This is a genomic window from Actinospineispora spinosispora DSM 44797 (assembly GCF_000429025.1).
In the GTDB taxonomy this organism is placed as follows: Bacteria; Actinomycetota; Actinomycetes; order Mycobacteriales; family Pseudonocardiaceae; genus Pseudonocardia; species Pseudonocardia spinosispora.
Window position 1 is genome coordinate 148,513 of sequence record NZ_KE386837.1, and the last position, 24,149, is coordinate 172,661.

Below are 24,149 nucleotides of genomic sequence, written 5' to 3' on the forward strand. Positions count from 1 at the left end.
GGTCTCAGACCGTTCGGGTGCTGCCGCCGTCTATTACGTACTCGGCCCCTACCAGCGCTGACGCCCGGTCGGAGACCAGGAAGGCGATCAGTTCGGCGGCTTCGCGCGGGGTCGCAGGGCGGCCGAGGGGGATGCCGCCGATCGAGTCCATGATCCGGCGGCGCGATTCGGGCTCGGTGATGCCGTCCGCCTCCGCGAGTGCGCGGACCATCCGGGCAGCCGCTTCGGTCTCGACGAAGCCGGGGGACACACTGTTGACCCGGACTCCGTGCGGCGCGGCCTGGTTCGCCAGGTTCTTGCTGTAGTTCGCCAACGCAGCCTTGGCCGCCGCGTACGGCGTGGTCGTCGGCAGTGGCGTGGTGCGCTGCATGGACGTGACGTGCACGATCGCGCCCCTACCCCTGGCGAGCATGTCCGGCAGCAGCGCCCGGTCCAGCCGCACAGCGGGCATCAGATTCAGATCGAGCATGCGCTGCCAGACCGTGTCGTCGGTGTCGAGCGCGCCGCCCGGTACCTGGTCGGACCCGCCGACCACGTGTACCAGCACGTCGACCGTGCGGAGCCGCGTGCGTGCCGTCTCCACCACCGAGGCCACCCCGTCCGCCGTCGCCATGTCGGCCGCGACGAATGTGACCCCTTCGGGCAGGGCGTCCGGCGCGGAGCGAGCGGTCACGAGTACGGCGGCACCCGCCTCGGCCAGTCGCGCGGCCACAGCCGCACCGATTCCTTTGGTTCCGCCGGTGACGATCGCGCCCCGGCCGCTGAAGTGCGGTGTCGTCACGGGCAGAACGTCATCCGGTCCTCGAGGTGTCAGGCTCATGGAGTCCAGCCTGGCGACGGATCCGACGCCGTGACAGGGACCGCCGATCCGTGGCTGGCCGGTCCCTGGCGGGTGATGATTGCGGTATGGACCGCAGCGAGCTGGCCGACTTCCTCCGCCGGCGCAGGGAAGGGCTGAATCCTCGGGACGTCGGACTGCCGGTCATCGGGCGGCGACGCACCCCGGGACTGCGCCGCGAGGAGGTCGCGCAGCTGGTCGGGATGTCGACCGACTATTACGTGCGGATCGAGCAGCGGCGCGGTCCGCAGCCCTCGCCGCAGGTGCTCGCCGCGCTGGCCAGAGCGTTGCGGCTGACCGAGGACGAGCGCGACCACCTGTTCGTACTCGCCGGACATCCCGTCCCGACCGGCGCGCGGGCCGGTGACCATGTGCGACCCGGTCTGCTCACGCTGCTCGACCAGCTGGAGCATGCGCCGGCCCAGATCCTCACCGACCTCGGCGACCTGCTGGCGCAGAACGAACTGGCTCGGCTGCTGTTCGGCGGCATGTGCTCGGTCGCGGAGGGCGAGCGCAACGTGGTGTGGCGCTGGTTCACCGACCCCGAGGTCCGCACGCTCTACCCGGCGGACGAGCACGAGTACTACAGCCGCGTCCACGTGGCGGACCTGCGCGCATCGGTCGCCAGACGCGGCAACGACCCGGTGGTCGCCGCGCTGCTGAGCCGGCTGCGCGAGGACAGCCCCGAATTCGCCCGCCTGTGGGACGAGCACGAGGTGGCGGTCCGTCGGCAGAGCCGAATGCGGATCCGACACCCGGTCCTCGGCCCGCTGGAACTGGACAGCGAGCTACTCCTGACCCCGGCCGACGACCAGCGAGTCCTGCTCTTCACCGCCCCCGTCGGCAGCGACACGGCCTCCCAACTGGCTCTCCTCCGCGTGGTCGGTACCGAACGCTTTGCGTAGCCCCGGCAGCTCGCACAGAGCGAGTGCACGCCGCACAGAGGCCCCAGCCTCTGTGCGGCGTGGAGAACCTCTGTGCGAGCTGCGCGATCATCTAGGACAGGTGCTGCTCCGACACTCGCCAGAGGCGGTCGGCGAGGGCTGGGTTCAGGGCGTAGGGGGCCACGCCGGTCATGTCGGCCGTTCGGCGGGGGACCACCTCGGCCTCCTGGTTGTTCACGAAATAGCGGCCGCCGATGCCCGCCAGCAAAGGGGAGGTGGCCAGAAGGACCGATGTGGAGGCACCCTGCTCGATCGTCTTCTCCAGCGGGTTGCGCTCCGGTTCGCCCTCGACGTGGCGCGTCAGGTTCGTTCTGATCGACCCGGGCATCAGCGAGTTCACCGTGATGCCGTCGCGCGCCCACCGGGCGGTGGCACCGACGGCGAACAGCACGTTCGCGGTCTTGGACTGCCCGTAGGCGAGCCACGGGTCGTAGTCGCGGTACCGGAAGTGCAGGTCATCGAAGATCACCGGCGAGCTGAACAACGCGCTGGAGCTGACCGAGACGACGCGCGCATCGCCTCCGGCCGCGAGCGCGGCGCGCAGCCCCACCGTGAGCGCGAAGTGCCCGAGGTGGTTGGTCGCGAACTGCAGCTCCCAACCCTCGGGCGTGTAGGTCTCCGGAGTGGCCATCACACCGGCGTTGTTGATCAGCAGGTGTAGTGGCCCGTCCCAGCCCGCGACGAACGCCGCGACCGACGAGCGGTCGGTGAGGTCCAGTGCGGCGACGTGGACTCGCTCGTTACCGGTCGACCCGGTGATGTCTCGCGCGACGGACGTGCCTGCCGCGGTGTTGCGCACCGCGAGCGTGACCTCGGCACCCGCCGAGGCCAGCGCACGCGCGGTCTCCACCCCGATCCCGGACGCGCCGCCGGTGACGATCGCCCGCCTACCGGTCAGGTCCATGCCTTCGATGACCTGCGCGGCCGTCGAGTGGAAGTCGAACGGCGTGCTGATCAGCGTCATCAAGAGTCCCAACGGCTACGGGGCGAGAGGTCTGGTCAGGGTAGCGACGAAGAAGTCGTAGAACTTCGGGATGTCGATGTCCTGCACGATCCGCACCGGCTGAGCGCCGGCCGGCGCGTGCGCCGGGTCGAAGCCCAGGGTCCGCCCGTAGTTGACGCCGTCCTGCGTGTCGACGGTGACCCTGCGGACGACCGAGCCGGTGATCAGGCTCGGCTGCAGGAAGACCGCGCTGGTCAGCGCGTCCCACAGGTGCGTGCGGTACTTCGGGTCCTTGGTGAACTCCGGTGCCTGCAGGTCCTTGAAGGCCTGCGTGATGGGGGTGTTCGCGCCGCCGGTGATCCGGTCGTACTCGGCCTTGCCGTAGAAGACCTTGTCGGTCACGTCGAGCGGGATCGCCAGCTGGTCGGCGAACGGCGTGGTGAACGCGATGCGCGCCGCCTCCGGGTCGAACCAGATGTTGAACTCCGCCGCCGGCCCCTGGTTGCCCGGCACGTCGAACGCGCCGCCCATGTAGACGACCTGCTTGACCAGCGGCACGATCTCCGGGTTCTTCTTCACCGCGAGCGCCACGTTGGTCGCCGGACCGAGCACGAACAGGGTGACCTCGTGCGGGTTGCGCTTGATCGTGTCGACGATGAAGTCGACGGCGTTCCCGTTGTTCTTCGCCGTCTTCGCGTAGCCGCCGTAGGGAGGTTGCGCGAGATGCTGGTAGTCGGCGGGCTTGGGGTGGCTCCAGGCGCCCGCGTAGGACGAGTCGACGCCGAACTGCTGCGCCTCCGAGGGCAGCGTCGCGGCGCGGCTGCCCATCAGCGGGTCCGAGGCGCCCTCGAACACCGGGATGCTCTGCTTGTTCTCCAGCTCCAGCTGGCGCAACGCGTACGCGGCGCCCTCCGAGGCCCAGGTGTTGCCGGAGACCGTCGTGATGCCCAGGACGTTCACACCGTTCTGCAACAGCAGGTAGAGCGCCTGCGAGTCGTCGTTGAGCTCGCCGAAGTCCGTGTCGAAGATGACCTTGGCCCCGGGCTGGGCCGGTGCGGCGGCCGCGGGCTGGCTCGCGTTCGTCGAGGCGGCAGGCGGAGGTATGGTCACGGCCTGGTTCGCGCACGCGGTGCTGGCCGAAGCCAGAGCGACCGCGAGCACAGCGGCGAGCAGATGCGGCATGCGGGGCGACGGCATCGGGAGATCATCCAGGAAATCGTTCTCCTGGGCTAGTCTCTTGAGCCTGTTCCGCGCGGAGTTTTTCCGTGACCACCCCCTCGCTTCGCTTCGGGGGCACTCCAGGAAAAACAAGCCTCGTTCCTCGGCCGAGCGCGCGCTTGTGGTCGCCCTGGGAGCCGCCGTGCGGGTTGGGAGCCTGGTTGCGGACATTCACTGCCCGGCCTTCGCCGGAACTCCTTCGGAGACTCGCGGAGCCGACTTTTACCGCGCCGCGGCACCGGGCCCCCGCGGTGACACCGCGCAGCTTGTGGTGACGCCGCGCGGTGTGCACGTAGCGCGGTGTGGACCGGAGGTGCGCGGTGTCGCCGACACTGGAGACTAGCTACCGATCGTTCGGTTGATCTGGGTAGCATGGCGCGCGTGGCTGATCAGACTGAAGGTCCGGCGGTAGTCCTCGAACGCGACGCCGACGACGCGAGCGTCGCCATTGTGACCATGAACCGGCCGGGGCGGCGCAACGCGCTGACCGTCGAGCTGAAAGTCGCTCTGCGCGACGCGCTGCGCGAGGTCGCCGACGACACCTCGGTGCGCGCGGTCGTGCTCGCCGGCACCGGCAAGTCGTTCTGCGTCGGGCAGGACCTCGGCGAGCACGCCGAGGCGCTGCGAGCCGGCGCCGGTTCCTCCTTCGACACCGTCGAACAGCACTACAACCCGATCGTCACCGCGATCGCCGGGATGCCCAAGCCGGTGATCGCCGCCATCAACGGCGGCGCGGTCGGAGCCGGTCTCGGCTTCGCGCTGGCCTGCGACCTGCGGGTCGCCGCGGAGGGCGCGACGTTCGGTACCGCGTTCGCCGCGATCGGCCTGACCGCCGACTCCGGCCTGTCCGCGACCCTGGTGCACTCGGTCGGCGCGTCCCGCGCAGCGGAGCTGCTGCTGCTCGGCGAGCCGTTCGGTGCCGACAAGGCACTGGAATGGGGGCTGGTCCGCGCGGTGCTGCCGCCCGAGGAGATGCTGTCCGGCGCGGTGGAGCTGGCCCGCAAGCTCGCCGCCGGCCCGACCGTCGCCTACGCGGAGATCAAGAAGGCGATCGCGTTCGGCGCGGTGTCGCCGCTGCCGGAGGTACTGGCCGCCGAGGGTGCCGCACAGAGCAGACTCGGGCTGACCAACGACCACGCGGGCGCCGTCGAGGCGTTCCTGGCCAAGCGGCGGCCGAGTTTCGAGGGCAGGTGACCGAGGCGGACAGCCCGGCGCGCACCCGCAGGGTTCGAGGCGGAAACGGGGCGCGCCGGCCGGTGTACGACGCGGCATCGCTGCTCGCCGTCGCCGTCACCGAGTTCAACACCCGCGGCTACGACGCGACGAGCATGGAAGACCTGTCGCGTGCCGCCGGGATCACCAAGTCGTCGTTCTACCACCACGTCAGCGGCAAGGAAGAGCTGCTGCGCGCGGCACTTGACCGCGCGCTCGACGGCCTGTTCGGCATCCTCGCCGAGTCGCTTGCGCGTGACGGCGCCCCGGTCGACCGGCTGCGCCACATCGTGCACCGGCAGGTCGAGGTGCTGACCAGCGAGCTGCCGTACGTGACGCTGCTGCTGCGGGTGCGCGGCAACACCGACACCGAGCGATGGGCCCTGGAGAAACGCCGCGAGTTCGACGCCGTCGTCGCGGGCCTGGTCGCGGAGGCGGCGAGCGCCGGCGAGGTCCGCTCCGACCTGGACCCCGCGCTCATCTCCCGCCTCCTGTCCGGAACGGTCAACTCGATCATCGAGTGGTACCGCCCCGGCCGCCCCGGCGCGAACTCCCTCCCCGACGACGTGGTCCGCACGGTCTTCAAGGGCATCCTGCCTGCCTGACCCCGCGAGTCGGGGTTTTCAGCACCCTGAGTCGCGGATTTGAGTACATGCGTAGTTGTGCCGCAGTGGCCGATTCGGTGTGCTGAGACGACCGACTCGCTGTGCTGAAACCCCCGACTCGCGGGTGGGGTGTGTGTGGTGCCAGCGCGAGGTTGCGCTCGCGCGGTGAGTGCGTCATAGTTAGTACCGAACGAACATTCGGTCTGGAGGACGCGCGCATGACCACCACCGAGCAAGGCCCGGCCACCGAACTCGAGTCCGGCTTCGACGCCACGATCGCCGCTGATCAGCGCATCGAACCGAGGGACTGGATGCCGGAGGCGTACCGCAAGTCGTTGATCCGGCAGATCGCGCAGCATGCGCACTCGGAGATCATCGGGATGCAGCCGGAGGGCAACTGGCTGTTGCGTGCGCCCAGTCTGCGGCGCAAGGCGATCCTGCTGGCCAAGGTCCAGGACGAGGCCGGTCACGGGTTGTACCTGTACGCGGCGGCGGAGACGTTGGGCGTGGACCGGTCGGAGCTGACCGAGAAGCTGATCGAGTCCAAGCAGAAGTACTCGTCGATCTTCAACTATCCGACGTTGTCGTATGCCGACATCGGGGTGATCGGCTGGCTGGTGGACGGCGCGGCGATCTGCAACCAGGTGCCGTTGTGTCGGTGTTCGTACGGGCCGTACGCGCGGGCGATGATCCGGGTGTGCAAGGAGGAGTCGTTCCACCAGCGGCAGGGTTTCGAGCTGCTGATGACGATGATGTCCGGCACCCAGGCGCAGCGGGACATGGTGCAGGAGTCGACGAACCGCTGGTGGTGGCCGTCGCTGATGATGTTCGGTCCGCCCGACGGTGACTCGCCGAACACCCAGCAGAGCATGCAGTGGGGCATCAAGCGCCACACCAACGACGAGCTGCGTCAGCGGTTCGTGGACATGACGGTGCCGCAGGCCAAGGCACTCGGGGTGACGCTGCCGGACCCGGACCTCAAGTGGAACGCCGAGCGTGGCAAGCACGACTACGGCGAGCCGGACTGGGCCGAGTTCAAGGCCGTGATCAGCGGTGGCGGGCCGTGCAACGCCCAGCGGCTGACCCATCGGTGCAGGGCGCACGAGAACGGCGAGTGGGTCCGTGAGGCCGCCGCCGCGTACGCGGAGAAGCAGCAGCGCAAGACGAGGGCGGCGGCATGAGCGAGCGGAAGAACTGGCCGCTGTACGAGGTGTTCGTGCGCGGCAAGCGCGGCCTGAACCACGTGCACGTGGGCTCGCTGCACGCCGCGGACGCGGAGATGGCGCTGCACAACGCGCGCGACATCTACACCCGCCGCAACGAGGGCGTGTCGATCTGGGTGGTGCTCGCCGACGACATCACCGCGTCCAGCCCCGCCGAGAAGGACCCGTTCTTCGCTCCGTCCGGCGACAAGGTCTACCGGCACCCGACCTTCTACGACATCCCGGAGGAGGTGCCGCACCTGTGAACGCCGAACAGAACGTCTATGAGGGACTGACCGAGCAGCACGGCGACACCACCGACGGTCACTGGGCGTTCGGCACCGGGTTCAGCGACGCCGGGGTCGAGATCACCGCGCCGGTGCCCGCCGGGGTCGATCCGGCCGACCTGGCCGCCTACTGCCTGATGCTCGGCGACGACGCGCTGATCTACAGCCACCGGCTCACCGAGTGGGTCAGCAACGCACCGGAGCTGGAGGAGGAGGTCGCGCTGGCCAACACCGCGCTCGACCTGCTCGGCCAGGCCCGGATTCTGCTGGCCAGGGCAGGTGAGGTGGAGGGTGCGGGCCGCGACGAGGACCGGTTGGCCTACTGGCGTACCGATGCGGAGTTCCGCAACGTCGCGCTCGCGGAGCTGGACGACGAGCTGGACTTCGCCCGCTGCATCGCCCGCCTGCTGATCTTCTCGACGTGGCGGCTCGCGGTGCTCAACCGTCTGCTCGACTCGAGCGATCCGGTCATCGCGGCGGTCGCGGGCAAGGGCGTCAAGGAGCTGACCTACCACCGCGACTACGCGGCACGCTGGACGCTGCGTCTGGGCGACGGCACCGAGGTCTCCCATCGGCGGATGCAGACGGCGCTGGACTGGGTGTGGCCCAGGGTCGGCGAGCTGTTCCGCACTCATGACGTGGAGCGTCGGCTGGTCGCCGCCGGTGTCGCGACGGATCCGGCGGACGTCCGCGCGGAGTTCGACGACGTACTGGACCAGGTGCTCGGCCAGGCGACGCTGACCCGCCCGGAACGTCCCGCCGCCGGCCCCATCGCGGGGCGTTCGGGCCGGGACGGCGTGCACACCGAGTTCTTCGGCCGCGTTCTCGCCGAGTTCCAGAGCCTGGCCCGCCAGCACCCGGACGCGACATGGTGACCCACGAACTCGTGAGTGTTGAGTCTGGCTATAGCCACACGCAACACTCACGAGCCTGGGGCGTGGCCGCGCGGGTCACGGACCCGGAGATGCCGATGCTCACCCTTGCCGACCTGGGCGTCGTGCGATCCGTGACGGTCTCCGACGACGACGCGGTCGCCGTCACCATCACCCCGACCTACACCGGCTGCCCCGCCGTCGAGGAGATGCGCTCGGACCTGCGCGCGGCACTTCTCGAGGCCGGCTACCGGAGCGTCGAGGTGCGGACGGTGTTCTCGCCGCCGTGGAGCACCGACTGGATCAGCGAGGACGGCAGGCGCAAGCTCGCCGAGGCAGGCATCGCGCCACCCGCGCACGTCGGCAGTGGCGGCCCGCGCCGAAGCGGCCCGGTGCCGCTCAGCCTGGGACTCCCGTCGAGGGCCGTGCGCTGCCCGAACTGCGGCGCGCCCGCGACCGATGAGCTGTCCCGCTTCGGTCCCACCGCCTGCACCGAGCTGCGCCGCTGCCCGTCCTGCAGCGAGCCCTTCGAGCACATGAAGGAGATCTAGTGTCCGCCGCAACTGGCTTTCACCTGCTGCGTGTCTCGGACGTCCAGCGGCTGTGCGACGACGCGGTGACGGTCACCTTCGACGTCCCGGACGGGCTGCGTGAGCGGTTCGACTTCCGCGCCGGCCAGTACCTGACCCTGCGCCAGGAGACCGACGCCGGTGAGGAACGACGTTCGTACTCGATCTGCGCGCCGGTCGGTGCCGCACCGAGGGTCGGCGTCCGGCGGATCGACACCGGCCTGTTCTCCGAATGGCTCGTCGACCGGGTCAAGCCGGGCGACGAGGTCGAGGTGGGCCCGCCGGCCGGGTCGTTCACCCCGGACCTGGTCGCCGGCACCCACCACGGTCTGATCGCGGCGGGCTCCGGCATCACCCCGGTGCTGTCGATCGCGGCCAGCGTCCTCGCCGCGGCCCCCGACACCCGTGTCACGCTGCTGTACGGCAACCGCCGGACCGACACGGTGATGTTCACCGAGGAGCTCGCCGACCTGAAGAACCTCTACGGCTCCCGGCTGCACCTGCTGCACGTGCTGTCCCGGGAACCGATGGAGGCGGACATCTTCTCCGGACGCCTCGACGCGGACAAGCTGCGTGAGCTGCTGACCAGGCTCGTGGACGCCGACAGCGTCGACCACTGGTGGCTGTGCGGTCCGCTGGGCATGACCGACGCCGGTGTCGAGGTGCTGACCGAGCTGGGGGTCGACCGCAAGAAGGTGCACCGCGAGCTGTTCTACGTCGACGAGCCGCCACCCGAGCTGCACCATGCCGACGACGTCGTCACGGCGACCGGCGACACCAGCGAGGTGACGGTCGTGCTGAACGGCCGGTCCACCACGCTCACCCTGGCCAGGGCGACGTCGGTGCTGGACGGCGCGCAGCAGGTGAGGGGCGACCTGCCGTTCGCCTGCAAGGGTGGCGTGTGCGGCACCTGCCGGGCGCTGGTCACCGACGGCGAGGTGACGATGCGTCGCAACTTCGCCCTCGAACAGGACGAGCTGGACGCCGGTTTCGTGCTCACCTGCCAGACCCTGCCGGTGTCCGAGAAGGTCACCGTCGACTACGACAGCTGATAATGGTCCGGTGACCATCGAGTACTACTGGCGTCCCGGCTGCCCGTTCTGCATGAGCCTGACCCCTCGCGTGCGCGCGCTGGCCGAGCAGGCCGGGGTGTCGATCGTGGAGCACAACATCTGGGAGGACCAGGACGCGGCCGCCCGGGTGCGCTCGGCGGCGAACGGCAACGAGACCGTGCCGACCGTGTTCATCGGCGAGAAGAGCCTGGTCAACCCCAAGATCGGTGCGGTGAAGGCGCTGCTGGCCGAGTCCGACCCGAGCCTCGACCTGCCCGCGGACCGCTCACTGTGGCAACGCCTGCGCGGCCGCTGAACTCCTCGTGAGTGGTACGGGCGCCTATAGGCGCCCGTACCACTCACGAGGTGGGTAGGGCGTCGAGGATGTCCACGATCCGGGTGGGGCGCAGCTGGAAGCCGATGTGGCTGCTGGCCAGCGAGTGCACGTCGAACGGGTTGTCCGGGCACAGCTCGTCCGCGTCCTTGATGAGCCGGTCCTGCACGGTCAACGGCAGCGCCAGGTCCTCGGTGAGCCGGACGTAGCTGTGCGGGACCCGGCCCCACGTCTCCGGATCGACCTTGGTCGCCGTCTCGTCGATGCGCAGCGCCTCGTCCGGCTGGTGGAACTGCAGGTAACCGAGCAGCTCCTCGCGGTTCCCGTCGGCCAGCAGCAGGCGCTGGATCGCGTCCAGGTGGATCGGGTCGCCGGTCAGCCAGTTGAGCCGCAACGCGCCCAGCCGGCCCGGGTCGCCCACCGCGATCGCGGCGACCTCGGTCAGCAGCCCCTCCGCAAGCTCGGGCAGCTCCTGGTACTCGCTCACGGTGCGCCCCGCCGGACACCACGCGGAGACGTACACGGCCCTGCTGATCAGCTCGGGCAGCCGGTTGGCCACGGCGGTGACGGTGAGCCCGCCCCGGCTGTGCCCGACCAGCACGACCGGCCCCAGCGACGACGCTCGCCGCACGACGTCGCTGACCAGCGCGATGTCGTCGGATGTGCTGATCCCGGCCATGCCACTGGGCGCGGCGGCCAGTCCGTCGACGTCCTGCGGACACCGGTAGGCGAGCGGGACGGTGGCGCCGAGGCCGTGGCCCGGCAGGTCGACCGCGACCGTCCGGTGGCCGCGCAGTGCGAGCTCACCCGCGACGCGTGCCCAGACCCCGGAGTTGCAGAACGACCCATGAACGAGCACGAAGGTGGCGACCACGCAGAGATTGTGCCCGCTGCTATCACAGCGCTCCAGTTCTTTCCGAGCCTTCTGGATCTTCACTCACATGCGCACCTGGAATAGCAAGAAACCCACCCATAAGGGGGGACGCCACCACCTTTGGCCCAGCAGAAGGTTAAGAAACCTTCTCGATGTGTAACTATCCTGCCTTCAGCTGCTGTCGGTTGCTCATCTGTCAGGAGTTAGCTCGGGGGAATGGGCATGTCGGGGGAGTGTGTGTGAAGGCGCGAACCGTGGTGTTCGACCTGTTCGGTGACTACTTGCGATTCCGTGGCGGGGAGGTCCGGTTACGTGGGTTGATTGCATTGATGGACTGTTTCGGGGTCCGCGAAGCCACGGTCCGGGTGGTGGTGACGAGGCTGCGCCGCGAGGGGTGGCTCAGCAGCAGACGGGATGGTCGGGAGACCACCTATGTACTGACGGACAAGGCATGGCGGCTCCTCGACGAAGGACGCAGCCGTATCTTCCAGCGGGTCGACGGCCCGTGGGACGGGCGCTGGCACACGGTCATCTACTCCGTGCCGGAGACCGATCGCGCATTGCGTGAGCAGCTGCGCAAGAAGCTGCAGTGGCTCGGGTTCGGCCCGTTGGCCCAGTCGGTGTGGGTGAGTCCGCACGACCGGGTCGCGCAGGTGCGGGACAGCTTCGCCGACCAGTCCTCCATCCAGCTGGACCTGCTGCACGCCCGTTCCGAGGGCGCGGATCACGACCGGGACATCGCGGCCCGCGCGTGGGACCTCAGCCGGCTGGACCAGGACTACGCCCGGCTGCTGCGCCGCTACCAGGCCCGGATGGACGAGTACCGGTCCGGTGACCTGGACGGTCCCGAGGCGCTGGCCGAACGCATGCAGCTGGTCTACGACTATCAGAAGCTGCCGTTCCAGGACCCGGACCTGCCGGCGGAGCTGCTCCCGGACGACTGGACGGGTCGTGCGGCGCACGAGATGTTCATGCAGGTGCACAGCCTGCTGCGGGCTCCGGCCGAGGCCTACGTCGACGAGCTGATCGCGGGCACGCTCGGGCGGACCAGCGAGCGGCGCGCGGGATAGAAACGGAACAGGGCCAGCCCGACGGGCTGGCCCTGTTCGTTCCTGAACGGCGGGTTACCGCCGCTCAGGCCGTGATCACTTGCCGAGTGGCAGGCTGTTCTTCTGCGAGTCGCCGAGCTTCGGTGCATCGACGGCCGGGGCCTGGAGCGAGTCGGCGGACGGCAGGGTGCCGGCCTCCGGCAGGGCCGGGGTCTCGGCCGAGTCGGCCGAGGGGACGGCCGGGGTGCTGATGCTGTCGGCCGACGGCAGGGCCGGGGCCTCGGGGGTGTCAGCGAATGCGGTGCCGGCGCTCAGGGCGACGGCGCCGGCGGCGGCCGCAACGGCCAGGGTGATACGCAGACCACGCTGCATGGAATCTCCAAACGCTTGGGGAGCGATGTTTCTCTTACAGGTGGATGTCGGCGGGATGCCGCCATCCGGGTTACAGCGTGAGGGAGTTTAGGCCACTCATCCGGCCTAGCGCACATGCCCCACCGGTTTATCAAGGATTTTCTGTCGGCCGTCGCACACCCGTAACGCAACTGTCACTCCGGGTAGATTTGCGCAGGATTCCTGTGACTGTTGGTGATAATGAGGCTCATGAGAGTGGTCCAGCTCTCACCATGCGTGTTGCACTGCCCCTCTGTAGTCCCTTCCGTTACTAAGTCAGTTGCCTTAGCCTTGCAGTCAACTGACGTAGACGAGCCGACAGATGGGTGGCAAGCGATGGCCTGGGACTTCTCGACGGAGCCCGAGTTCGACAAGAAGCTCGACTGGATGCGCGACTTCGTGCGCGACGAGATCATTCCGCTGGAGACCCTGGAACTGGACTGGGCGACCTACGACCGGATCACCGCGCCGCTCAAGGAACAGGTCAAGGAACAGGGACTGTGGGCGGCGCACCTGCCGCCCGAGCTCGGCGGCGGTGGCTTCGGTCAGGTCAAGCTCGGCCTGATGCACGAGATCCTGGGTCAGTGCAAGTACGCGCCCGGGGTGTTCGGCAACCAGGCACCCGACTCGGGCAACGCGGAGCTGCTGGCCATCGGCGGCAGCCCGGAGCAGAAGGAACGCTGGATGTTCCCGCTGCTGCGCGGTGAGCTGCGCAGCTCGTTCTCCATGACCGAGCCCGGCGCGGGCGCCGACCCGACGATGCTGACCACCCGCGCCGTTCTCGACGGCGACGAGTACGTGATCAACGGACACAAGTGGTTCTCGTCGAACGCCTCGATCGCCGACTTCCTGATCGTCATGGCGGTGACCGACCCCGACGTCTCGCCGTACCAGGGCTCCTCGATGATCGTCGTGCCGGTGGACACCCCCGGCGTGAACGTCGTGCGCGACATCCCGGTGATGGACCACCCGCACAGCGGTGGGCTGGACGGTGGCCACGCCGAGGTCCTCTACACCGACGTGCGGGTGCCGAAGGAGAACTTGATCGGCAACCCCGGCGACGGCTTCCGGCTAGCGCAGCAGCGCCTCGGGCCGGGCCGTATCCACCACGCGATGCGCTGGCTCGGTCAGTCGAAGCGCGCGTTCGACATGCTGTGCGAGCGCGCGGTGAGCCGCCATGCGTTCGGTTCGGCGCTCGCCGACAAGCAGATGGTGCAGGACTGGGTGGCGATCTCGGCCGCCGAGATGCAGGCGGCGCGGCTGCTCACCCTGCAGGCGGCGTGGACGATGGACCAGGTCGGCGCGTCGAACGCCAGGGTCGAGATCGGGATGATCAAGTACTGGGGCGCGAAGGTGCTGCACGACGTGATCGACCGGGCCATCCAGGTGCACGGCTCGCTGGGCTTCTCCGGTGACCTCCCGCTGGAACAGATGTACCGCGCGGCGCGTGCGGCACGCATCTACGACGGCCCCGACGAGGTGCACAAGGCGACCGTCGCGCGCCGCATCCTGCGCGGCTACCAGCCGACCGACGTGCCCACCGAGCACGTGCCGACCAGGCGGGACGCGGCGCAGCGCAAGTTCGCCGACTACCTGTCGCTTGCCACCGCGAACCAGTGACCCAGCACCTCGCGGCCGACGAGCACACCTCGCCGAGGGACGCGTTGCGTCGCTCGGCGGAGCAGCTGTTCGCGGCACACGGGGTGGACGGGGTGTCGTTGCGGCAGATCACCCGGGAGGCGGGGCAGCGCAACACGACGGCGCTGCAGTACCACTTCGGCTCCCGGGACGGTCTGCTGCATGCCGTGTTGGACCATCACCTGACGCACGTGCGGATGCGCCAGGCGGCGCTGCTGGAGCGCTGGGAGATCGAGGCGAACGGGGCGCTGGCCGATCTGGTGGACGGTCTGGTGCTGCCGCTGTGCGCGGAGCTGGACTGCGCGGACGGCGGCCCGGAGTTCCTGCAGATCGCGGCGGAGGTGGTCAACCGCAGCGACTGGCGCTTCGAGCCCGGGAGCATGATCGAGGCGCTGATCGGGCCGCACCGCCGCTGGGGCGACCTGGCGGAACCGTTCCTGTCCTCGGACGCGGCCGGGCGGCTGCACCGGCGGTTTGCCACGATGCGGTTCGTCTACGTGGAGCTGGGCCGCCGGGCGAGGCAACCGCTGCCGCGCCGCGACGACCGCCTGTTCGCCAGCCAGCTGACCGACCTGGTGCAGGCACTCCTGACCGCGCCGCTGTCCCCGCGCACCCGAGCGCTGCTGTCCCGCCCGCTCTAGCCGCCCTCACCGCAACTTCGCACACCGTCGTGCTGCGTCGCACACGTCCGGACGTGTGCGAGGCGACGCGACGGTGTGCGAAGTCCGCCCGGAGACCAGAACGGGCCCGGTCGCGATGACCGGGCCCGTTTCGTGGCGGCCACGTTGCCGCCGAACGTTCAGTTGAGCGAAGCTCAGTTACCGAGCAGGTTCTTGCCGCCGATGACCGGGGCACCCTCGGGCGCCGACAGGTTGGCGTTGTCCTGGTCGACACCGTGGGTGGCGTTGTCGCCGCTCTCGGTCTGCTCGATGTTGACCGGGCCGTTGTCGTCGGCGAAGGCGGTGCCGGCACCCAGTGCCACGGCGCCGGTGGCGGCGACGGCCGCGAGGGCGATGCCCAGGCTGCGCTTCATAGTTACTCCTAAAAAAGTCTGCTCGGGGAGCGAGCGTCGATTAGTTCGACTGGGGCATGCTAGGCGACTCCAACCGGGTGGCTCCACCCCGGGCGGTACTCCGATCGGGTCACGATTTGAGATCGGTTCGTTAAGCGGTCGAGATCTAGCGATATCAGGCAGCGACCGCCCGGTCGCTCACCGTGTGCGTATGCAGAGGTCTCGTGAGTGTTGAGTATGGCTATAGCCACACTCAACACTCACGAGGTGAGGGCTCGGACCACCGCTGAGGGGCTGGGGCGGCCCAGCTGCTGGGCCATCCAGGCGCTGGTCTCCACGAGCTTGTCCAGGTCGATGCCGGTGTCGATGCCCAGGCCGTTCAGCTGCCAGACCAGGTCCTCGGTGGCCAGGTTGCCGGTCGCGCTCTTCGCGTACGGGCAGCCGCCGAGCCCGCCGGCTGAAGCGTCCACGGTGGTCACACCCTGTTGCAGCGCGGCGAGGGTGTTCGCCAGTGCCTGCCCGTACGTGTCGTGGAAGTGCACCGCGATCTGCTCGACCGGAACGCCGGCGGCGACCAGGCCGTCGAGCAGGGCCACCACGTGACCGGGGGTCGCCACGCCGATCGTGTCGCCGAGGCTCAGCTCGGTGCACCCCAGCGCCATCATCCGCCGGGCCACGGTCACCACCTGGTCGACCGCGACCTCGCCCTCCCACGGGTCGCCCCAGCACATCGACAGATAGCCGCGCACCGCGAGACCCGCTTCACGCGCCCGTTCCACGACCGGCGCGAACATCTCCATCTGGGTCGCCAGGGTGTGGTTGAGGTTGCGCTGCGCAAACGTCTCGGTCGCGCTGCCGAACACCGCGATGTCCCGAACGCCCTGTTCCAGCGCGCGGGCCAGGCCCTTCTCGTTCGGCACCAGCACCGGGTAGCGGACGCCATCGACCCGGCGCACCCGTTGCAGCACGTCGGCGGCATCGGCAAGCTGCGGGACCCAGCGCGGATGGACGAAACTGGTCGACTCGACGACCCGGTGACCGGCCGCCACCAGGCGTTCGATGAACTCGACCTTGACCTCGACGGGCAGGATCTCCGACTCGTTCTGCAGTCCATCCCGAGGCCCGACCTCGCAAATGGTGACTCTGTTCGGCAGTCCGGCCAGTTGTGTGGTCCCGTAGCGCATGGTCTGAGCCTAATCCGGACTCAAACCTTGTCCTCGGCGAACAAAGTCTTGATCGCTTGAAAGCTTTAAACTTCAACGTCAGGATCAGTGCAATCTTTGGGAGCGGTATCGGTGCGGGTCGTCATCATCGGGGCAGGGTTCGGCGGCATCGCCGCCGCGATCGAGCTGCGGAAACACGGCTTCGACGACCTGACGATCCTCGAATCGGCGCCCGAATTAGGTGGAACCTGGTACTACAACACGTACCCGGGTGCCGCGTGCGACGTTCCCAGCCACTTCTACTCGTACTCCTTCGCCCAGCGCCGCGACTGGACCAGGCTGTGCTCGCCACAGCCGGAGATCCTCGACTACCTGCGCGGCGTCGTCGCTGATCACGGCCTGGACAAGCACATCGTGACCGACCGCAAGGTCACCTCGTGCCACTGGGACGACCAGACCTGCCGGTGGACGGTGCGCGCGACCGACTCGTCGGGTGCGGAGTCCAGCTACGAGGCCGAGTCCGTCGTGCTCGCCACCGGCCAGCTCAACCAGCCCGCGATGCCGAAGCTCGACGGGCTGGACGGCTTCACCGGGCACAGCTTCCACTCCGCGCGCTGGGACCACGACTACGACCTGCGCGGCAAGCGCGTCGCGGTCGTCGGGACCGGGGCGAGCGCGGTGCAGTTCGTGCCGGAGATCGCCAAGGAGGTAGCCGAGCTGCGCGTCTTCCAGCGTTCCGGCAACTGGTTCCTGCCGCGCCACCACAAGATGTACCCGAAGTGGGTCAAGGCGCTCATCAAGGTGCCCGGTGTGCAGGCCGTCCGGCGGACCATGCTGTTCCGCTACATGGAGTCGCTCACCGCCGCGATCCGCAACCCCACGACGATCGGGCGGTTCGTCGGGCGGCGTTCGGCGCGGTTCATGCGCAACCAGCTGACCGATCCCGAGGTGCGCCGCAAGGCCTGGCCGGACTACACGTTCGGCTGCAAGCGCGTGCTGTTCAGCTCGGAGTACCTGCCGGCGCTGCAGCGGGAGAACGTCGAGCTGATCACCGAGGCCATCACCCGGGTCGAGCCGAGCGGGCCGGTCACCGAGGACGGCCGCACGCACGAGGTCGACTGCATCATCTACGGCACCGGCTTCAAGACCAACGACTTCATGTTCCCGATGGACATCACCGGCACCGAGGGACGCTCGCTGAGGGACGTGTGGTCGGGCGGCGCGCACGCGCACCTCGGCCTCACCGTGCCGGGCTTCCCGTCGATGTTCCTGCTGTACGGGCCGAACACCAACACGTCCGGCGGCTCGATCATCTTCTTCCTGGAACGTCAGGTCGGTTACCTGCGCCAGGCGTTGAGCCGGGTCCGCGACAGCGGTGCCGCCGCGATCGACGTGCGGCCCGAGGTGGAGGCGGCGAGCGACCGCGAGGTGCAGTCCCGGTTCGCCGGCACGGCCTGGACCATGTGCGACTCGTGGTACCGCAACGAGAACGGCAGGGTCATCGCCAACTGGCCCAACTACATGAAGGACTACGGCGAGCGCACCCGCACGCTGAACCCGGACGACTTCACGCTCGTCCGCGCGCCCATCCCGGCCGGCTCGAGCGCCTAACCATGATCACCACCGCCTGAGGGCTGTTTCTCGGCCCGAGAACAGCCCTCAGGCGGTGGTGATCATGGAAAAGAAAAACACCGGCCGGGGGGACCTTGCGGTCCTCCCCACCGGCGCTGTGTCGGCTCATCGGCCGACAAGTCCTACGGGTGATCGGCCATCGGGGTAGCCGATCGTCCGGGCTCTCGGGGAACCCGGGGACGTACTAGTTGCTGCTCGAGCCGGAGCCGGTGGAGCCGGTGCTGCTGGATCCGGTGCTCGAACCGGTGCCGGTCGCGCTGCTGCTACCCGAGCTGCTGTCGGCGCTGCCTTCGCTGTCCGAGCCCCGGCTGCCGGTGACGTCGGTGCTGGTCGAGTCGGCGCCGTCGGCGCCGTCTTCGGAGCCGTTGGCGTCCTCGCCGTCGGTCCCGGTGGCGTTGCCGTAGCCGGAGTCGGCGGACGACGACGAGTCCTTGTCCGAGCTCCCGCCCAGGATTCCGTCGGTGCCGAGACCCAGCGGGTCAGCGGCCGCGGTGCCGGCGCCGAGTGCCAGGGCTCCGGTGGCCGCAACGATGGCCAGGGTGACGCGCATACGTCGCTGCATAAGTGCCTTCCTCCTCTTGGTGGAACCGCACGCGGCTGGTACGGCAGGGGCCAAGGGTAGGGGAGGCCATTTGACGGAGTCCAACCCGGTGTGCTTCACCCACTTGGACCAGGCATTGTGCCTGCTTACCGGTCTAATTAGGCCACTCTTAACCGGTGTGTGGACGGGCGTTCCGGGGTGGTTTCATCCCGAGAAGTGGGCGATTCGGTCACAGCGGCGGCGCACTTCGGTCACGGCAAGGTCACAGATTTCAGATCGAGAAGGTGACCCCGGTGAGCTCCTCGGACACGGTCCACAGCCTGCGTGCGATCTCGACGTCGTGCGACTGGGCGGTCGAGCTGACGACCTTCGGGTAGCCGCGGGTCTCGCCGAAACCGTCCGGTCCGTAGTACTGGCCACCGATCGCGCTCGGGTCGGTCGCCGCGCGCAGCGTGGGCAGCGCGCCCATCGCAGCGGGCTGGAAGAACGCCGCGCCGAGGACGTTGCTCAGGGCGGGGAACGGCGCCGGCATGTTGCGCATCAGCTCGGTCGCCGAGCCGCCGGGGTGCGCGGCGAGCGCGCTGGTCGTGCGGCCGGCGAGGCGACGCTGCAGCTCGTAGGTGAACAGCAGGTTGGCCAGCTTGGACTGCCCGTACGCGGCGACCCGGCCGTAGTTGCGGTCGAGGTTCAGGTCGTCGAAGTGGATCTTGGCGCGGATGCGGTGGCCGATGCTGCTGACGTTGACGATCCGGGAGCCCTCGGCCGCCGTGACGTGGTCGAACAGCAGGCCGGTCAGCGCGAAGTGGCCCAGGTGGTTGGTGCCGAACTGCAGCTCGAAGCCGTCGGCGGTAGTGGACTTCGGCGTGTACATGACACCGGCGTTGTTGATCAGCAGGTCGATCTTCGGGTGGTTCGCGCGCAGCTCCTCGGCGGCCTCGCGGACCGAGGCGAGCGAGCTCAGGTCGAGGCGCTGCACGGTGACGTCGGCGCCGGGGGCGGTTGCGGTGATCCGGGCAGCGGCCTCCTTGCCCTTGTCCAGGTTGCGGACCGCGAGCACCACGTGCGCGTCGTGCTGGGCCAGGGCCCGCGCGGTCTCCAGGCCGAGTCCGGTGTTGGCGCCGGTGACGACGGCGGTGCGCCCGCGCTGGTCGGGAATCTGTGCGGCGGTCCACTTCGTGCTGGTCATGTCGAATGCTCCTGTGTCGGCTAAAATCGGGGCGTGCGTTCCGCTTACGACTATACGGAACGCACGCCCCGCTTTGTCAAGGAGCCTTCAGGTATGCCAGAGAAGTCCAGGCCACTGCGAGCGGACGCGGCGCGTAACCGGGCACGAGTCCTCGAGGTCGCCTACGAGACGTTCGCCGAGGAAGGACTCGCGGTGCCGATCGACGAGATCGCACGCCGAGCCGGTGTCGGCGCGGGCACGCTCTACCGGCACTTCCCGACGAAGGAGGCGCTGTACGGCGCGGTGGTCGTCGACCGGATCCGGCGCTTCACCGAGCGGGCCAACGAGCTGGCCGACGGCGACGAACCAGGGGCCGCGCTGCGGGAGTTCTTCGCCGAGCTCGTCGAGGCCGCGAGCAACCAGGGCCTGGTCGAGGCGATGTCCGGCTCCGGGTTCGATGTCGCCATATCGGCGCCGGACGAAGAGAAGGCCTTCCTCGACGCCCTGCAGCGGCTGCTGACGGCGGCACAGCGCAGCGGCGAGATCCGCGCGGACATCGACGTCCGGCACGTCAAGGCGCTGATGGTCGGCTGCCAGGCAATGCAGCGCTACGCCACCGACCCCGACGTGCCTCGGCAACTGCTGGCTGTTGTCTGGTCCGGGTTACGGAGCCCCTGAGGTGCAAGTCCGTCCTGTGCCCGGCTTTGCCCGTGCCCGGCTTCAAGGCATCTCGGCTTCGCCGTCGACTCGTGAGTGGCAAGGGCGCCTATAGGCGCCCGGAACACTCACGACGAAAAAGCTGTCGTGAGTGCTCCGAGCGCCTACGCCTTCGGCGCCGCTTCGCGGTAGACACCCTTGCCACTCACGAGGAGCTAATCCAGCGCTCCGGCTACGTTCTGGTCCCAGTCCAGGATCGAGCCGGTGACCACGCCGGAGCGGGAGGACAGCAGGAAGACCACGAAGTCGGCGATCTCGTCGGGCTGGCCCAGCTTGCCCATCGGGAGCGTCGCCGCCGCCTGCTCGCGCCAGGTGTCGTCGGCGTCGTGGAACCGGCGCTGGATCTCGTCCTCGCCCTCGGTGTCGCTCCAGCCGATGTCGAGGCCGTTGATGCGGATGCGGTCCCAGCGGTGGGCGTGCGCGGCGTTGCGGGTCACGCCGGCCAGTCCGGCCTTCGACGCGACGTACGCGGCGAGGAAGGGTTGGCCGCCCAGCTCCGATGTCGTGATGATGTTGACGATCGTCCCGGGAGCCTTTCGTGACACCATATTCGCCACGACGGCCTGCATCAGGAAGAACGGTCCGCGCAGGTTGACCGCCAGGTGCTGGTCGAACAGCTCCGGCGTGGTGTCCAGCAACGTGCCTCTCGTGGTCAGTCCGGCGGCGTTGACCAGGCAATCTACCCGTCCGTATTCGGCGATGGTCTGATCCGCTGAACTTTTCACTTCCGTGACATCCGCAACGTCGCACGGGATGTACAGAGCGTGAGTGCCTGCCGCCCGCAGCTCTGTGACCAGCGCTTCTCCCGGTTCGGGCCGTCGCCCGGTCACCGCGACCGCCTCGGCTCCCTCCCGCGCCGCCGCGCGGGCCACCGCAGCACCGATCCCCTGGGTGCCGCCGCTCACCAACACGACCTTGCCGTCCAACAGCCTCACGCGTGTGTCTCCTTCACCTGTGCCCACGAACCGGATGTCGCCGAGTCGACGGCCGCCTGGACGACCCGTGCCGCGGCGAGCGCATCGGCCACGGTCGACGGCTCGCCGATGCCCGTCACCCCCAGCACCGCCGCGAGGAAGCGGCCCGCCTCGATGACCTTCAGGTCGTCGTAACCCATCGCCACCCCGGGGCCCGGTTGGAACCTCGCGTAGTCGCCGAGACCGCCGTGCCCGAGGACCGTCGTGTAGCCGGGCGCGCGCAGGTTCGACAGCCGGAACTCGTTCATCCGCTCGAAGTCCCAGGTCGCGGAGCCCTCGGTGCCGTAGACCTCCAGCGCGAGGCCGCACTGCGGGCCGACGACGACGCGCGATACCTCGGCGGTGCCGATCGCGCCTCCGGCGAAGCGGAGCAGGGCGACCGCGTGGTCCTCGTTCTCCACCGGGCCCAGCTCGCCGCCCTCGATCAGAGAGAAGTGCGTGCCGGTGCCCATCTGTGCGATCGGGCGCTGGGTGTGCACGATCGCCGACGTCGCGGACACTTCGGTCACCGGTCCGACGACATAGTGCAGCAAGTCGGCGACGTGGCTGAGCAGGTCGCCGAGGACGCCGCTGCCCGCGAACTCACGCTGGAACCGCCAGGACAACGCGACCCTCGGGTCCGCCGCCTGCCCGTTGAGGAACACGCAGCGCGCCGAGGTGATCCGCCCCAGTTCGCCGCCGGTCACCAGGTCACGGATGCCCTGGACCGCCGGTGCCCAGCGGTAGTTGAAGCCGACCGACGTGACCAGGCCGGTCGCCGCGGCTGCGATGTCGGCGGTCTCGCCGCTGTCGAGCCCGACGGGCTTCTCGATCCAGAACGGTTTGCCCCGCTCGGCGGCCGCGAGCGCGATCTCCCGGTGCAGCGCGTTCGGTGCGCAGATGGAGACCACGTCGACGTCCGGATCGTCCAGCACAGCGCGGTAGTCGGTGTCCGCCTTCGCATAGCCGAGCACGTCACGGGCGTGCGCGGCCCGGTCCGGCGCGGTGTCCGCCGCGTGCGTGAGGACGGGGCGCACCGCCAGCTCCGGGAAGACCGTCGGTACCGCCTGGTAGGCCTTCGTGTGCAGCGAGCCCATCCAGCCGAGGCCGACCAGCCCGACCCCGAGCCGTCTCACGAGCTGATCCGGCGGCCGGCGTGTGCCGCGAGCTCGTCGCGCAGTTGGTCGGCTGGCCATTTCTCGGCGAGTGCACGTCTGACGAGGTCGGCCTGGCTCGGCGGCGCGAGGCCGTCCAACGGCGGGTCGAGGTCCAGGTTCGTCGGGAACGGGTAGCCCTCGGCGGACGCCGCGACCGCGTTCGCCGCGCCTCCCGGATCGTGGCGATGCCACTCGGTCAACGCCGGGTACAGGGCGTTGCACATGCGCTCCCGGTCGATGGACTCCATGGCGCGGCCGAATGCCGAGGAAATCTGAAGCAGGTTGGCCATGCGCTGCACGTCAGCGGTGCGGTTGGTGCCGGCGCCGTGGATGACGGCCGGGTTGAAGAACACCGCGTCGCCCTTGGCCAGCGGCAGCTGGACGTGTTCGGCGTCGAAGTACTCGCGGAACTCGGCGCGCGCCGTGGCCAGGTAGCCCGGCGGATACTTCTGCGAGTGCGGCAGATAGCACGTCGGGCCGGTCTCGACCGGCATGTCGGAATGCGCGATCGCGCCCTGCAGGGTCAGCACCGGGGACAGCCGGTGCACGTGGTCGGGGTAGCGCTCGATCACGTCCGGGGAGAGGAAGCCCAGGTGGTAGTCCCGATGCCCGACCTGCGCCTTGCCGCCCGGGTTGACGACGTTGACCTGCGAGGTCACCTGGTAACCCGGCCCGAGCCACGCGGTGGCGACCTTGGCGATCACGTCAGTGGCGTAGTACTCGACGAAGGTCTCCGGCGCGCGAACCGCGAGCTTCTCCGTGCCGTTCCAGATGCGGTCGTTCGCGCCGGGCCGGGCGAAGTGGTCACCGCGGGTGGGACCCTGCTCGTCGATCAGCTCGCGGAACCGCGCGGACGCCGCGTCCACGATGCCGCCCTCGAACGCGCCACTGATCATCACGATCCCCGGCCCGTCACCGAACGCCCTGGTCAGCTCGCCCAGCGGCGCGGCGCGGAAGCCGTCGAGGCTGTATCTGAGCACACCGTCGAGAACCTCGGCCGCGTGCGGATACTCGCTCAGCGTCGTGGGCTGCCCGACGATCGCGCGCAGCTCGTCCAGCCGGCAGTTCTCCGTGGTCAGCGCCATGTCCGACTCCTTCGTCGCAGGTCAGAGGCCGTGAGTGGCGAGTGGTCTCGGGAGACCACTCGCCACTCACGGGGTCAGGAGAAGATTGCGTGGACGCCGTCGACGGACTCGGGACCGTAGGCCACCGAGCCGATGGGGACGGCGTTGTCGATCGCTTCCAGGATGCGCGCGGTCCAGATCGGGCCGAAGCCGCCGCACAGCTCGATCAGCTGCACACCGTCGGCGACCAGCTGCTTCGCCACCGGGATCGCCTGTTCGGTCTTCGCCACGCCGACCAGTACCGTGCGGCACTCGCCGGTGTCCTCCACCGTCACCCGGCCCTCGGCCGGAGCGCCGGCCGCCGTGTAGATGAAACCCCAGTGTGTGAGCGCCATATCCGGTCCTTCCCTAGGTGATGTCCAGATAGATCGTGTCGCCCTCGACCTTCACCGGGTAGGTCTTGAGGTCGACCAAGACGGGCGCGCCCTGCGCCTCGCCGGTCGCGTAGCTGAACCGGCCCAGGTGCTTGGGGCACTCGATCTCGCCGTCCATCACCAGCCCGTCGCACAGCAGCTCACGTTCGTGCGTGCAGTGCCCCGCGGTGGCGAAGTACTCGTCGCCCGGCGAACGGAAGACCGCGTAGTCCACCCCGTCGTACTCGACGCCGATCACATCGTCCGGATCCACGTCGTCACGTTTGCAGGCCGGAACCCACATA

28 protein-coding genes are annotated in these 24,149 nt (G+C 69.1%); 14 read left to right on the forward strand and 14 right to left on the reverse strand.

The annotated features are described in order from the left end of the window. Positions 1-4: 4 nt before the first annotated feature. Positions 5-820: an SDR family oxidoreductase gene (locus tag G406_RS0139550; protein ID WP_051343304.1), complete on the reverse strand. Its 816-nt coding sequence runs from the start codon at positions 818-820 to the stop codon at positions 5-7. A gap of 86 nt (positions 821-906) precedes the next feature. On the opposite strand from G406_RS0139550, the gene G406_RS0139555 reads away from it, so the two are divergent. After that, positions 907-1,743: a helix-turn-helix transcriptional regulator gene (locus G406_RS0139555; protein ID WP_028938148.1), complete on the forward strand. Its 837-nt coding sequence runs from the start codon at positions 907-909 to the stop codon at positions 1,741-1,743. Positions 1,744-1,834: 91 nt separating this feature from the next. Here G406_RS0139555 and G406_RS0139560 read toward each other — a convergent pair whose 3' ends face one another. Together G406_RS0139560 and G406_RS52720 are read right to left on the reverse strand one after the other, a co-directional pair. Continuing rightward, positions 1,835-2,746 (reverse strand): SDR family NAD(P)-dependent oxidoreductase, encoded by a 912-nt coding sequence (locus tag G406_RS0139560; RefSeq protein WP_028938149.1) that lies wholly within the window; start codon positions 2,744-2,746, stop codon positions 1,835-1,837. Positions 2,747-2,761: 15 nt separating this feature from the next. Next, on the reverse strand, positions 2,762-3,922 hold the full coding sequence (locus tag G406_RS52720; protein ID WP_169736877.1) for a nucleoside hydrolase: 1,161 nt from the start codon (positions 3,920-3,922) through the stop codon (positions 2,762-2,764). Between the two features lie 393 nt (positions 3,923-4,315). Between G406_RS52720 and G406_RS0139570 the strand changes: the two genes are divergently transcribed. The 8 genes from G406_RS0139570 (at position 4,316) to G406_RS0139605 (ending at position 10,058) form a co-directional block, all read left to right on the forward strand. After that, the gene (locus G406_RS0139570; RefSeq protein WP_051343305.1) at positions 4,316-5,137 is read left to right on the forward strand and encodes an enoyl-CoA hydratase/isomerase family protein; all 822 of its coding nucleotides are present in this window, start codon (positions 4,316-4,318) and stop codon (positions 5,135-5,137) included. Next, a complete protein-coding gene (locus G406_RS0139575; protein WP_051343306.1) occupies positions 5,134-5,760 on the forward strand; it encodes a TetR/AcrR family transcriptional regulator in 627 nt (208 codons plus the stop codon). The genes G406_RS0139570 and G406_RS0139575 overlap by 4 nt, the downstream gene beginning before the upstream one ends. Positions 5,761-5,978: 218 nt before the next feature. Then, positions 5,979-6,941 carry a 1,2-phenylacetyl-CoA epoxidase subunit PaaA gene (gene paaA / locus G406_RS0139580; protein ID WP_028938152.1) on the forward strand — a complete coding sequence of 321 codons (963 nt, stop codon included), beginning with the start codon at positions 5,979-5,981 and terminating at the stop codon, positions 6,939-6,941. Continuing rightward, positions 6,938-7,228 carry a 1,2-phenylacetyl-CoA epoxidase subunit PaaB gene (gene paaB / locus G406_RS0139585; protein WP_028938153.1) on the forward strand — a complete coding sequence of 97 codons (291 nt, stop codon included), beginning with the start codon at positions 6,938-6,940 and terminating at the stop codon, positions 7,226-7,228. Before paaA ends, paaB begins: the two co-directional genes overlap by 4 nt. Then, complete coding sequence (paaC, locus tag G406_RS0139590; RefSeq protein ID WP_028938154.1) at positions 7,225-8,124, forward strand: 1,2-phenylacetyl-CoA epoxidase subunit PaaC; 900 nt, start codon at positions 7,225-7,227, stop codon at positions 8,122-8,124. The genes paaB and paaC overlap by 4 nt, the downstream gene beginning before the upstream one ends. After that, complete coding sequence (paaD, locus tag G406_RS0139595) at positions 8,118-8,672, forward strand: 1,2-phenylacetyl-CoA epoxidase subunit PaaD (RefSeq protein WP_084216758.1); 555 nt, start codon at positions 8,118-8,120, stop codon at positions 8,670-8,672. The genes paaC and paaD overlap by 7 nt, the downstream gene beginning before the upstream one ends. Then, entirely contained in the window at positions 8,672-9,742 is a 1,071-nt protein-coding gene (paaE, locus tag G406_RS0139600; RefSeq protein ID WP_028938156.1) for a 1,2-phenylacetyl-CoA epoxidase subunit PaaE, read from the forward strand. Before paaD ends, paaE begins: the two co-directional genes overlap by 1 nt. Before the next feature lie 10 nt (positions 9,743-9,752). Then, a complete protein-coding gene (locus G406_RS0139605; RefSeq protein WP_028938157.1) occupies positions 9,753-10,058 on the forward strand; it encodes a glutaredoxin family protein in 306 nt (101 codons plus the stop codon). Positions 10,059-10,101: 43 nt separating this feature from the next. Here the strand turns inward: G406_RS0139605 and G406_RS0139610 are convergent, their stop codons facing one another. Then, the gene (locus tag G406_RS0139610) at positions 10,102-10,950 is read right to left on the reverse strand and encodes an alpha/beta hydrolase (protein ID WP_028938158.1); all 849 of its coding nucleotides are present in this window, start codon (positions 10,948-10,950) and stop codon (positions 10,102-10,104) included. Between the two features lie 239 nt (positions 10,951-11,189). Here G406_RS0139610 and G406_RS0139615 point away from each other — a divergent pair, with 239 nt between their 5' ends. Then, positions 11,190-12,020: a PaaX family transcriptional regulator gene (locus G406_RS0139615; RefSeq protein WP_028938159.1), complete on the forward strand. Its 831-nt coding sequence runs from the start codon at positions 11,190-11,192 to the stop codon at positions 12,018-12,020. A gap of 75 nt (positions 12,021-12,095) precedes the next feature. Here G406_RS0139615 and G406_RS52725 read toward each other — a convergent pair whose 3' ends face one another. Beyond that, positions 12,096-12,371 (reverse strand): hypothetical protein, encoded by a 276-nt coding sequence (locus G406_RS52725; protein ID WP_037080979.1) that lies wholly within the window; start codon positions 12,369-12,371, stop codon positions 12,096-12,098. A gap of 354 nt (positions 12,372-12,725) precedes the next feature. On the opposite strand from G406_RS52725, the gene G406_RS0139625 reads away from it, so the two are divergent. Continuing rightward, positions 12,726-14,009, forward strand: coding sequence for an acyl-CoA dehydrogenase family protein (locus tag G406_RS0139625; protein WP_028938160.1), 1,284 nt, complete (start codon positions 12,726-12,728; stop codon positions 14,007-14,009). Next, positions 14,006-14,668: a TetR/AcrR family transcriptional regulator gene (locus G406_RS0139630; protein WP_051343307.1), complete on the forward strand. Its 663-nt coding sequence runs from the start codon at positions 14,006-14,008 to the stop codon at positions 14,666-14,668. The genes G406_RS0139625 and G406_RS0139630 overlap by 4 nt, the downstream gene beginning before the upstream one ends. A 173-nt stretch (positions 14,669-14,841) precedes the next feature. Here the strand turns inward: G406_RS0139630 and G406_RS0139635 are convergent, their stop codons facing one another. Then, complete coding sequence (locus G406_RS0139635; protein WP_028938162.1) at positions 14,842-15,060, reverse strand: hypothetical protein; 219 nt, start codon at positions 15,058-15,060, stop codon at positions 14,842-14,844. A gap of 239 nt (positions 15,061-15,299) precedes the next feature. Continuing rightward, on the reverse strand, positions 15,300-16,223 hold the full coding sequence (locus G406_RS0139640; protein ID WP_028938163.1) for a hydroxymethylglutaryl-CoA lyase: 924 nt from the start codon (positions 16,221-16,223) through the stop codon (positions 15,300-15,302). 111 nt (positions 16,224-16,334) lie between these two features. Between G406_RS0139640 and G406_RS0139645 the strand changes: the two genes are divergently transcribed. Continuing rightward, positions 16,335-17,813 carry a flavin-containing monooxygenase gene (locus G406_RS0139645; protein WP_051343308.1) on the forward strand — a complete coding sequence of 493 codons (1,479 nt, stop codon included), beginning with the start codon at positions 16,335-16,337 and terminating at the stop codon, positions 17,811-17,813. Positions 17,814-18,018: 205 nt separating this feature from the next. Here the strand turns inward: G406_RS0139645 and G406_RS52730 are convergent, their stop codons facing one another. Together G406_RS52730 and G406_RS0139655 are read right to left on the reverse strand one after the other, a co-directional pair. Beyond that, the gene (locus tag G406_RS52730) at positions 18,019-18,384 is read right to left on the reverse strand and encodes a hypothetical protein (RefSeq protein ID WP_051343309.1); all 366 of its coding nucleotides are present in this window, start codon (positions 18,382-18,384) and stop codon (positions 18,019-18,021) included. 262 nt (positions 18,385-18,646) lie between these two features. Next, a complete protein-coding gene (locus G406_RS0139655) occupies positions 18,647-19,561 on the reverse strand; it encodes an SDR family NAD(P)-dependent oxidoreductase (RefSeq protein WP_028938165.1) in 915 nt (304 codons plus the stop codon). A 93-nt stretch (positions 19,562-19,654) separates the two neighbouring features. Here G406_RS0139655 and G406_RS0139660 point away from each other — a divergent pair, with 93 nt between their 5' ends. Continuing rightward, entirely contained in the window at positions 19,655-20,218 is a 564-nt protein-coding gene (locus G406_RS0139660; RefSeq protein WP_028938166.1) for a TetR/AcrR family transcriptional regulator, read from the forward strand. A gap of 194 nt (positions 20,219-20,412) precedes the next feature. Here the strand turns inward: G406_RS0139660 and G406_RS0139665 are convergent, their stop codons facing one another. From G406_RS0139665 to G406_RS0139685, 5 genes are all read right to left on the reverse strand, one after another. Then, complete coding sequence (locus G406_RS0139665; protein WP_028938167.1) at positions 20,413-21,192, reverse strand: SDR family oxidoreductase; 780 nt, start codon at positions 21,190-21,192, stop codon at positions 20,413-20,415. Continuing rightward, positions 21,189-22,346, reverse strand: coding sequence for a Gfo/Idh/MocA family protein (locus G406_RS0139670; RefSeq protein WP_028938168.1), 1,158 nt, complete (start codon positions 22,344-22,346; stop codon positions 21,189-21,191). The genes G406_RS0139665 and G406_RS0139670 overlap by 4 nt, the downstream gene beginning before the upstream one ends. Further along, entirely contained in the window at positions 22,343-23,452 is a 1,110-nt protein-coding gene (locus G406_RS0139675; protein WP_028938169.1) for a phytanoyl-CoA dioxygenase family protein, read from the reverse strand. Before G406_RS0139675 ends, G406_RS0139670 begins: the two co-directional genes overlap by 4 nt. A 74-nt stretch (positions 23,453-23,526) precedes the next feature. After that, entirely contained in the window at positions 23,527-23,826 is a 300-nt protein-coding gene (locus G406_RS0139680; RefSeq protein ID WP_028938170.1) for a DUF6506 family protein, read from the reverse strand. Between the two features lie 13 nt (positions 23,827-23,839). Then, a complete protein-coding gene (locus G406_RS0139685) occupies positions 23,840-24,148 on the reverse strand; it encodes a Rieske 2Fe-2S domain-containing protein (protein ID WP_028938171.1) in 309 nt (102 codons plus the stop codon). Between the last annotated feature and the right edge of the window lies 1 nt (position 24,149).

Coding starts and splice junctions, on each gene's coding strand:
- G406_RS0139555 (WP_028938148.1), top strand. CDS start 907: ATGGACCGCAGCGAGCTGGCCGACTTCCTCCGCCGGCGCAGGGAAGGG.
- G406_RS0139655 (WP_028938165.1), bottom strand. CDS start 19,561: ATGACCAGCACGAAGTGGACCGCCGCACAGATTCCCGACCAGCGCGGG.
- G406_RS0139640 (WP_028938163.1), bottom strand. CDS start 16,223: ATGCGCTACGGGACCACACAACTGGCCGGACTGCCGAACAGAGTCACC.
- G406_RS0139660 (WP_028938166.1), top strand. CDS start 19,655: ATGCCAGAGAAGTCCAGGCCACTGCGAGCGGACGCGGCGCGTAACCGG.
- G406_RS0139685 (WP_028938171.1), bottom strand. CDS start 24,148: ATGTGGGTTCCGGCCTGCAAACGTGACGACGTGGATCCGGACGATGTG.
- G406_RS0139570 (WP_051343305.1), top strand. CDS start 4,316: ATGGCGCGCGTGGCTGATCAGACTGAAGGTCCGGCGGTAGTCCTCGAA.
- G406_RS0139675 (WP_028938169.1), bottom strand. CDS start 23,452: ATGGCGCTGACCACGGAGAACTGCCGGCTGGACGAGCTGCGCGCGATC.
- paaD (WP_084216758.1), top strand. CDS start 8,118: ATGGTGACCCACGAACTCGTGAGTGTTGAGTCTGGCTATAGCCACACG.
- G406_RS0139625 (WP_028938160.1), top strand. CDS start 12,726: ATGGCCTGGGACTTCTCGACGGAGCCCGAGTTCGACAAGAAGCTCGAC.
- paaA (WP_028938152.1), top strand. CDS start 5,979: ATGACCACCACCGAGCAAGGCCCGGCCACCGAACTCGAGTCCGGCTTC.
- paaB (WP_028938153.1), top strand. CDS start 6,938: ATGAGCGAGCGGAAGAACTGGCCGCTGTACGAGGTGTTCGTGCGCGGC.
- G406_RS0139680 (WP_028938170.1), bottom strand. CDS start 23,826: ATGGCGCTCACACACTGGGGTTTCATCTACACGGCGGCCGGCGCTCCG.
- G406_RS0139635 (WP_028938162.1), bottom strand. CDS start 15,060: ATGAAGCGCAGCCTGGGCATCGCCCTCGCGGCCGTCGCCGCCACCGGC.
- G406_RS52725 (WP_037080979.1), bottom strand. CDS start 12,371: ATGCAGCGTGGTCTGCGTATCACCCTGGCCGTTGCGGCCGCCGCCGGC.
- G406_RS52730 (WP_051343309.1), bottom strand. CDS start 18,384: ATGCGCGTCACCCTGGCCATCGTTGCGGCCACCGGAGCCCTGGCACTC.
- G406_RS0139550 (WP_051343304.1), bottom strand. CDS start 820: ATGAGCCTGACACCTCGAGGACCGGATGACGTTCTGCCCGTGACGACA.
- G406_RS0139560 (WP_028938149.1), bottom strand. CDS start 2,746: ATGACGCTGATCAGCACGCCGTTCGACTTCCACTCGACGGCCGCGCAG.
- G406_RS52720 (WP_169736877.1), bottom strand. CDS start 3,922: ATGCCGTCGCCCCGCATGCCGCATCTGCTCGCCGCTGTGCTCGCGGTC.